The 511-nt window shown below is 56.8% G+C and carries 1 protein-coding gene; it reads right to left on the bottom strand.

Annotated elements, in window-relative coordinates; translation table 11 throughout:
• A partial coding sequence (locus DNU06_RS17680) for a hypothetical protein (protein WP_146239335.1) occupies nucleotides 1–445 on the bottom strand: 445 nt, incomplete at its 3' end.
• Nucleotides 446–511: the final 66 nt, after the last annotated feature.

Consider the following 511-nt stretch of genomic DNA (forward strand, 5'->3'; position numbering starts at 1 on the left):
GCTCGTGCTCGTGCTCGTCAGGCCGCACCCATGCCGGATCAACGTACCGAGGCTCCATCGGCAGCTTCACGCCTGGCAAGTCGCGCTGCTGTGGTTTCAACGGCAGGTTGCCCTTGTCAGGGGTCACAGGCAGCTGGCGCGCGTCCGGCTTAACGCCCGGCAATTGCCCCGACTGGGGCAGTACATCAGCGGCTATGTTTCTTCCGGAAAGCACCTCGCGCATGGCCCTGAAGACCATATCAAACATGTCAAACAACTTGGTGAGTGCACCGCCATTGACTATCACGTTATTGGGCGCAACTTGGAAACAGTCACTGCGAACCGGCGCCCGAGTATCTGCCTTGGCAGGCAGCGCACTTTTATTGACATCGGCTGAAGCTGGGCTACGGTCATAGACCGACTTATCAACATTGACAAAGGGGGAGTTATTGATCGATAGCGACATTAGCAAGTTCCTTATTCAGCGCGGCCTGACGTACGTTAGTTGGCCAGGGAAGCGATAGTCTGTAGG

The sequence above is a fragment of the Putridiphycobacter roseus genome, assembly GCF_003234935.1.
GTDB classification, from domain to species: domain Bacteria; phylum Bacteroidota; class Bacteroidia; order Flavobacteriales_D; family Crocinitomicaceae; genus Putridiphycobacter; species Putridiphycobacter roseus.